General features: G+C 63.4%; 5 protein-coding genes. 1 reads left to right on the top strand and 4 read right to left on the bottom strand.

The annotated features are described in order from the left end of the window. The coding region (locus VEK15_16930; protein HXV62389.1) for a galactokinase family protein at positions 1–482 on the bottom strand (482 nt) is incomplete at its 3' end. Positions 483–502: 20 nt separating this feature from the next. Between VEK15_16930 and VEK15_16925 the strand changes: the two genes are divergently transcribed. Next, positions 503–1801 carry a Gfo/Idh/MocA family oxidoreductase gene (locus VEK15_16925; protein HXV62388.1) on the top strand — a complete coding sequence of 433 codons (1299 nt, stop codon included), beginning with the start codon at positions 503–505 and terminating at the stop codon, positions 1799–1801. Positions 1802–1891: 90 nt separating this feature from the next. Here VEK15_16925 and VEK15_16920 read toward each other — a convergent pair whose 3' ends face one another. The 3 genes from VEK15_16920 to VEK15_16910 form a co-directional block, all read right to left on the bottom strand. Beyond that, positions 1892–2569 carry a hypothetical protein gene (locus tag VEK15_16920; protein ID HXV62387.1) on the bottom strand — a complete coding sequence of 226 codons (678 nt, stop codon included), beginning with the start codon at positions 2567–2569 and terminating at the stop codon, positions 1892–1894. A gap of 302 nt (positions 2570–2871) precedes the next feature. After that, entirely contained in the window at positions 2872–4308 is a 1437-nt protein-coding gene (locus VEK15_16915; GenBank protein HXV62386.1) for a trypsin-like peptidase domain-containing protein, read from the bottom strand. Beyond that, positions 4298–5333 (bottom strand): trypsin-like peptidase domain-containing protein (locus VEK15_16910; protein ID HXV62385.1); only part of this gene is annotated, 1036 nt, incomplete at its 5' end. The genes VEK15_16910 and VEK15_16915, both read right to left, overlap by 11 nt.

Genomic DNA, 5333 nt, shown 5'->3' with positions numbered 1-5333 from the left:
GGATCGAGCACCCCCACTTTGACGCCGACGAAATCCCGCTCGGCAGTCAGCGACCGTTCAACGAGCTCCGATGGAGAGAGCTCGATGCCGTTGACGTCGGCTAGAGCCGTCAGGTAGGCGAGCAGCACCGAAGCCGACGAGCTCAACCCGCCGCCGGGAAGGGTCCCGTGGATGCGACCTCGAATCCCCGCGGGCGAGCCCGACAAGCGGTCGCGCAGCGCGTGCACCGCCGCGGCGACGTAGCGGCCCCAACCGTCATAGGCGTCGACCGATCCGAGCCTCGCCCACTCGATGACGACTTCGCCGGGGAAGTTATCGCTCGCAAGCTGAATGATCGGGGCCGTCGTATAATTCAATGCGCTGTGAGCGCTCACCGCCATCCCCAGCGTGGGACCGCCCTGATGATCGATGTGAGCGCCAATCGGGCAGATGCGATACGGGGAGATCACGACCCGGACCTTCTCCTCGCCTTCTCCACGCATGATCGCGCTCTAGGATGGCCATGATTTCACGAAGAGAATTTCTTGTCACCAGCGGCGTTGCGATCTTGGGGCGACAGGCGCCTGTCCGGAAGACTCGGGTCGCGCTCGTCGGGACCGGCGTCCGCGGCTCGGGATTGTGGGGCCGAACGCTCAAGACAGACTACGACGACGTCGTGGAAATTGTGGGCCTCTGCGACATCAATCCTGGCCGGCTCGAGTACGCCAAGGGTTACATCGGCGTCGATTGCCCCACCTTCACGAGCTTCGAAGGAATGCTCGAGGCGACGACCCCCGATCGCGTCATCGTGACGACGGTCGACGCCACTCACGACAGGCTCATCGTCGGAGCGATGGAGGCGGGTGTCGACGTCATCTCCGAAAAGCCGTTGACGACGGATGAGACGAAGTGCCAAGCCATCATCGACGCCCAGGCGAAGACGGGTCGGAACCTCGTCGTGACCCACAATTACCGCTACGCGCCCCATCGCGAGCGGATGAAAGCGATGCTGATGGAAGGCCGCATCGGCCGGCTGACGTCGGTGGACTTCCACTGGTATCTCGACGTCTACCACGGCGCGGCCTACTTCCGTCGGTGGCACGGAAAGGAACGGTTCAGTGGCACGTTGTTCGTGCACAAGGCGTGTCATCATTTCGATCTCTTGAACTGGTGGATCGGCTCCGAGCCCGAGCTCGTATACGCGCAGGGGGCGCTCGAGCACTACGGGAGCAACCACGAGTTCCGGTCGAAGCAGTGCCGCGGCTGTCCGCACCGGGATCGTTGCAACTACTACTGGAACATCCTCGAAGATCCGCACCTCGTCGGCCTCTACGTCGACAACGAGCACCACGACGGCTACATCCGGGACGGGTGCGTGTGGTCGGAGGAGATCGACATCTACGACAAGATGGCGGCCTCGATCCGCTACGTCAACGGCGTGCAAGTAAGCTACTCGTGTACGACCTACTCGCCCTACGAGGGCTACCGTATCGCTTTCAATGGCACCGATGGCCGCCTCGAAGCCTGGATTCATGAGCGCCAGCCGTGGGCGAGCGAGGACTACGACGAGCTCCGCGTCACCGACAACTTCGGCGAGACGGAGCTCCACCGCATCCCGCACCCCGCCGGCGGTCACGCGGGCGGCGATCCTCGAATGCAGGATCATATCTTCCGCGATCCCGACGGTCCCGATCCTTACGGCCAGCGCGCGGGGCTTCGCCAAGGTGCCCTATCGGCGCTCGTCGGAATCGCGGCACGCAAGAGCGTGAAGTCGGGCGAGCCGGTGCGCATCGCCGACCTCACGACGCTCACGCCGGGTTGACGCGACGGGAACAGTCGGAGTCGAGGATGCTCCGCGACCGAGCGCACCTTCTCTCAGAGCACGAATGGGCAAACTCGACTCGGACAGGCTTCAAGACCGACCGGCTTCGAGGAGCAGGGCGAGAGCCTCGAGCCGTTCGGTCCAGTACTCCTTCCTTCGCGTGGCGGCGGACTTCGTCGACAAGCCCTCGTGCTGGATTGCGACCTGAGTCTTTTTGGGTCCCTTGGCGACAAAATATACGGAGACCCGGGTGCCATCCTCCCACATGATGCGCATCGACTTCCGGGGCATGGAGGTGCGCACCCTGATATCGATTCCGGACAGCCAGCTTTTGCGAGTACGGGTGACGCTGAACGCTCGGTAGACCGCGGCGATGGGAGCCGAGAACGTCTTGCTCTTGTTGGCGTCGTACGTGCCACCACGCCTCTGACCGATCTCACGCAAGCCGCGGATGCGTTCATACCCGACAGTCACCATTTGCGCCCACCACCCGGGTGTGCCGAACGCCTCGTGCAGCAAACGGGCGATATCGCGATGAGGCATGGAGGCGGCGCTCTTTGCATCGAGAAGGCGCACCCACTCGGCCCATGAGCGGCCGGTTTTGTCGCGGACGGCGTCGTCGCTCATGCCAGCAAGCTTCGCGAAGTCCGGGAGTGTGTTGGAGCGCGTTTTCTTTTGAATGAGCTGCGCGCGAGCGGTCGTATAGGCCTCACCCGTTTTCTGCATTCGAGAGCGTGTGAGGCGCTTGAGATCTTTGTTCTTCGGCATCGTAAACTCCTTCGTTCGAGCCGCTCGGCAACCTCCCCAGCAGTGAAGCCTGTGCGGCCATCCGAACAGAGCTCAATCGATGCCGATTCGGGAGTATGCCCCCCTTTGCCTCTCGCTTCTCGCGAAGGGACCCTCGCTGGGGGAGGGCCGAAGAGGTTCGGCGCGAATCACCGCCGAAGTCAGGATGGATCAATCAAGAGGTTTTCGTCAAGAATCTCGCCTTAGTCGACCGCCACGGCCTTCCATAGGATGGAGGCCATGAGTTACCAGGATCGCGTCTCGTGCTGCACCGCAGCTGACGGCTATTTCCAGTCGGGCTTCACTGCGAAAAAGAAGCTCTCTCGACCCCGTTCCACGAAGAGCACCACCTCATCGGGCTTCTCGTTCCGCATCGTATCGAGAACTTCCCGAAATCGACGGAGATCCGACACCTCGTGCTCACCGAGACGAACCACGAGGTCTCCTGGCGCGACGCGGTTCGTGTTCCCGCTCACACTGACCGGAGGTTCGACGATGACGACGCCTCTCTGGTCGGGCTGGAGAAAACGGGTTGCCAGATAGTCGTACGTCACCTCCCGCACGAGCAGGTCGAGCTCCTCCACCTCGAGCGTCTCCGCCTCTCGAGACGACCGGGGCGCTGGCGCCAACTGCGCGACGGCTTCCATCCGTTGCCCGTGACGAATGTATGAGATGGGCAGGCTCGCGTCCGGCCCCGCCCGCAGGATCTTCTCCGCGAGGGTGCCGATGTCCTCGTCGCGCTGCACGTCGATCGGACTCGCGCCGAGCTCGACGAGAACGTCACCCACTCGAAGACCCGCGCTTTCTGCGGGCGAGCCCTGGTATACATAACCGAGCAGGACGCCGCTCGCGACGGGAAGACCCATATGAGCGGCGAGCTCCGGGGAAACCGCTTGCATCTCCACGCCGAGCCAGCCGCGCCGCGTGGGGCTCGTCTGGGTGAGACTGACGTTCGCGTCGACGAGCTCGCTGGCCGGCCTGGCGAAGCCGCGGCCGACTCCTTTCGGCAGGTCTCGCATGACCGTCAAGAAGGCAAGCGGATTTCGCGAGCGCGCGTCGGGAACCGGCACCGTGAGCGCGTCGAGGTATCCCACGATCTCTCCTGATAGCCGGACGGCGAGGGAACCCACGGGATCCGCCGCCCCGGTCGCCAAGACGAAACCGGACCTCGGTCTGCTGGTTACGGCTTGAACTCGAGACAGCTCCACCGATACCGCGGCGAGCGGCTCCGGCAACAGGCTGACCACGACGAGTTGTTCGCCGACCTGGACGGCGTCGGGCACGGAAGAGAAGCTAACGGGTTCGAACTCGCGGTCCTCGCTCTGGATCTGAAAGAAAGCGACGTCGGCTTCCTGGTCCCTTCCGAGGAGCGTTGCGTCGTACTCGCTTCCGTCGACGAGTCGCACACGAGCATTGGCGATCTGCGGCTCCGCACGCCCGACCGAGGCGGGAAAACGAATTCCCACACCGTGAGGCACCTGGTTGAAGGGCTCGTAAACGATCGCGCTCGTGAGCACCACGCCTCGCGGGGAAACGATGACCCCGGTCGTGGCGAGCTCCTCTTCTTCCGGAGGCTCGGCGGTGGAGCTGCGAACCTGCTGGCGGTAGCGGACTCTTACGAGGCTGTCGCGATACTGCTCTTCGACGCCGGCGAGCCGCTCGGCGACAGAATCTTCCTCGGGAGCCCCCAGGAGAAGCAAAACGAGAAGCTCAATCATCATAACTCGCCTCGATGAGAATCCAGCGCCGCGAATGCCGCCGCATTACCGTCACCAGGATTCTGTCTCGTCTTTGCCCGTCGTATTCGCGATAGACTCTTCGAAGATCATCCAGGTTCCCGATGGACTCCTCCTCGAGGGCGATGATGCGATCTCCGGGGAAGAGCTGGGCGCGGAAAGCAGCGTCGTTGGGCTTGACTCCGGCGACGAAGACTCCCGAGCTGTCGGGCAAGTTGAGCTCGAGCGCGGTCTCGCGGGTGATGCCGCGTGCGGTGAAGCCCCAGCTCGCGCAGTCCATCTCGTCCGAGCTCGATTCCCCGAGCTCTTCCGTAGTTGCTACAACATTCATCTCGCTGCCGCCGCGGGCGATGAGGAGGTCCACGTCTTCTCCGACCGCGGTGTCGGCAATCGTCTTGTAAATCGCGGGAAGCTCCTCGGTGAACTGGGCGGAAAGACGGCGGCCACGGTAGGAGAGAAGGAGGTCGCCCGCCTTTATCCCCGCTCGCTCCGCGGGCGAATCAGGATCCACGCTTCGGATTACCACCCCGGGGACGGGCTCCGCCTCGAAGTACTGGGCGAGCTCTTCCAGCGGCTGAAACGTGAGCCCGAGCCAGCTTCTCGTCATGCGTCCGTGCGCAATGAGCTCCCGAGCGACTTCCTTGACGATGTTGACGGGAATCGCGAACCCGATGCTCGATGCCCCGAACGCCCCCCTCGAGTTCACCCCGACGACCTGACCCTCCAGGTTCACCAGGGGTCCGCCGCTGTTACCCGGATTGATCGCCGCGTCGGTTTGAATCCAGGTATTGAACGAGCCCGTTCTTTCACCGGTGGGCAGTTTCAAATCATCGGAAAGATAACGATCCTTACTGCTCACCACGCCGAACGAGAGTGAGCGTTGGAGGGCGAGAGGGCTTCCCAGGGCGATCACTTGCTCGCCCACTTCGAGTGTGTCCGAATCGCCCAGCTCCACGCTGGCGGGAATCTTCTGCCCCGGCCGGAGCTCGAGGCGCAGGAGCGCGATGTCG

It is taken from the genome of Vicinamibacteria bacterium, from assembly GCA_035620555.1.
Taxonomy (GTDB): Bacteria; Acidobacteriota; Vicinamibacteria; order Marinacidobacterales; family SMYC01; genus DASPGQ01.
Note: the sequence above shows the minus strand (reverse complement) of the source record. Positions and strands in the feature narration are given on the sequence as shown.